Consider the following 2635-nt stretch of genomic DNA (forward strand, 5'->3'; position numbering starts at 1 on the left):
GTGCTTACCTCAAGCGGGTCATGAAGGCTCAGGTCAATTGGGTGGCTGAGGCGCGGGCTTATGAACAAGCTAAGGGACTTCCTCCAAAAAATTTTACTGCATTGGAAACGGGGCCCTGCATGACAGAAACTCCACTCTTTGGCTATTGTGAACCTATCGAACTTGAACGCGTCCCTGTTTGTGCTCCAAACCCCCCCCTCTTGTATGTCTTTTTGCCCACAGATGTGGTAGAATCCTGTGTTGAACACAGGAACTTAGAAGCAGTCCCAACTAAATATTTTCCTGGGGTGGTGCTGGCGATGGACCTCTGGCCATACAATGAGGTCATCACTTCTAAATCTATAGCTAGTAAGTACCACGACCGATGGTGCAGTACAGTCGAGCGTGAACATATCAAGTCTTTCCTCGCCATCTTTCCCACTAGCCAGTTCACTTCCGAAGGAAACGGTGTATGGACCCGCTGTATAACAAGGGGGCACTTCGACATCGTCGCCCACGGACAGATGATTTGGCCCTCCTCTACGCCCGCCACTGACTGGCCGAGCGCATCTGGTTGGGATTAGTGGCGCAACCCTCGCCACTATACGCTAATGTTATTCCTGGATCATCGTAGAAATACCATTTCCTCCTTAATTGTCTTTGATTTCGTTGTATTTGTTGTATTGTTATTTTCGTTTCCATTTCTTCGTTCTGCTTTGCAATCGAGGAAATGCATGTTGTTGTGCTGCACTTTATTCAAATAAAAGGCCAGGATTATTACTAATTATGATGTTCTTTACGCTCAATTAACCAATTTGATGTATAAATGGATCGCAGCGTTATGCGCTATAAAGCCTATGACTATAACTCGTTGATCGCAATGATCGCCATTGATATGCCATATCTAGAGCAATCAAATGCGCCAGGATATTGGCAATTGGATAATCTGACTCTACACTCTAACAAATTTTCGGAAAGTCGTTTCTTATTCTTAGCACCGAGATCATTAAAAACTATCATTTAATCCTAGATGTAAATGTCCCAAAATTTTAATTTTGGAACATTTACATCAGGATATATCCTGCCGCCGCCGCCTCGATGAGGTCCGCGATTCGGGTGGAGCCTGTCAGAAATTTCTGCGGTTAACGGTCCACGGGGTGTCGGGTTGTCGGGTGGAGCAGCAGCAACCGGCTCTTCTTGAACGTGAGCGCAACGAATAGCCCCAGGGCTTTCGTGATTGACTAATTTGGTTTCTGGCTCTCGGTCAGAACTTCTGCTTTGCCCGCCGGACCGCTTCATATGACACGTCGATACAGGCTCTGTCGCAAACTTGGAAATGGGATAGTGAACGGCCATTTCGGCCTGTCCGTCAGGCGGCGAGGATGTCGAACTGCTCGGCGATCGATGGACTGGGATTGTAGGCATACCGCGCCTGTCGCTTGCGCATCATATGGATCATCTCGATGCCGGAGAGGATAACCACGGTGCTCGCCTGCGACTTGAAGCCGAGCATGGATCGAATGCGGCGCTTGATACGCCTGTGATCCTGTTCGATCCGATTATTGAGATACCGGCTTCCGGCTTTTGGTATCCATCCGGTCTGGGTGCGGCGGTGCTGTCTGTGTTAAGCTGCAGCGATGGAGATCGATACCGACAAGATCGATGATGCGGTCCTGGCACTGCTTTGGCTGACCCTGCACAATGAACGGTGCGCCTGGAAGTGCTTTGACTGGGACGTGACGGATCGACTTCACCGGAAGGGATTGATTGCCGACCCGGTTAACAAGGCAAAATCCTTGGTATTGACGGACGAGGGTCTTCGGCGCTCGAAGGAACTGTTTCGCGCGCTGTTTACGCGGCCGACGCCATGAGCGCCCGAGCGGGCCGCCAGTTCCATGGCAGCAGGCCCTCGAGCCGTGTGATCGGCGTGTCGGCGATGCGGGAGAGGACGTCGGCAAGCCAAGCCTGCGGATCGACGTCGTTGAGCTTGGCGGTGTTGATCAGCGTCGCCATGAAGGCAGCCCGATCGGCACCGCGATCGGAGCCCGCGAACAACCAAGCTTTTCTGCCGAGAGCAAAACCACGCAGCGCGCGTTCGGCCGCGTTGTTGGTCAGGCAAATCCGGCCATCGCCGAGGAAGGTCGTGAACCCTTCCCAGCGCTTCAGTATATAGTCGATTGGCTCGGCGACCGGAGAGCTGCGCGACAGTCTTGCCCGCTCTGCCCGCATCCAGGCCTCAAGTTCGGTGGCGAGAAGACGGCTTTCCTGCCGGCGTTCCAGACGTTCGCCTGCGGAAAGCCCGTTGATCTCGCGCTCGATATCGAACAAGGCGTCGATGCGTTTGACCGCCTCAAGCGCGATCGGCGAGATCGGCGCGGCGTTCTTTCCACGCTTGGCATTCGTGGCGATGTCGGCAAGCACGAAGAACTTGCGGCGCGCATGCGCCCAGCACAGCGCCTGGGTCAGCGGGCCGGGGTCACGGTCCATCTTGAACAGCGGATTGTAACCGCCATAGGCATCGGCCTGCAGAATGCAGGTGAAGCTCCGCAAATGACGCTCGGGATGTTCCTGCCGCCGATCGCGCGAGGCATAGTAGAGTGCTCCCGGCGGCGATGTTCCGCCGAACGACCGGTCATCCCTGACATAGGTCCAGATG

At 53.9% G+C, this 2635-nt stretch carries 3 protein-coding genes and 1 pseudogene; 2 read left to right on the top strand and 2 right to left on the bottom strand.

The annotated features are described in order from the left end of the window. Positions 1 to 563, top strand: a 563-nt coding sequence (locus EOC06_RS35225; RefSeq protein ID WP_128309973.1) for a RolB family protein, incomplete at its 5' end; no start/stop codon positions are given. Positions 564 to 1348: 785 nt separating this feature from the next. On the opposite strand, the pseudogene EOC06_RS35230 reads toward EOC06_RS35225, so the two are convergent. Then, positions 1349 to 1555: pseudogene (locus EOC06_RS35230) on the bottom strand (DDE-type integrase/transposase/recombinase); the annotation flags it as partial. A 61-nt stretch (positions 1556 to 1616) separates the two neighbouring features. Here EOC06_RS35230 and EOC06_RS35235 point away from each other — a divergent pair. Next, positions 1617 to 1850 carry a DUF6429 family protein gene (locus EOC06_RS35235; RefSeq protein ID WP_095488795.1) on the top strand — a complete coding sequence of 78 codons (234 nt, stop codon included), beginning with the start codon at positions 1617 to 1619 and terminating at the stop codon, positions 1848 to 1850. On the opposite strand, the gene EOC06_RS35240 is transcribed toward EOC06_RS35235, so the two are convergent. Beyond that, a partial coding sequence (locus EOC06_RS35240) for an IS66 family transposase (protein ID WP_245470348.1) occupies positions 1831 to 2635 on the bottom strand: 805 nt, incomplete at its 5' end. The two genes, EOC06_RS35235 and EOC06_RS35240, sit on opposite strands and share 20 nt — an antisense overlap.

The organism is Mesorhizobium sp. M7A.F.Ca.MR.362.00.0.0, assembly GCF_004023175.1.
Taxonomy (GTDB): Bacteria; Pseudomonadota; Alphaproteobacteria; order Rhizobiales; family Rhizobiaceae; genus Mesorhizobium.

Excerpts from the sequence above, each read along its gene's own strand:
- EOC06_RS35235 (WP_095488795.1), top strand. The coding sequence starts at position 1,617 with ATGGAGATCGATACCGACAAGATCGATGATGCGGTCCTGGCACTGCTT.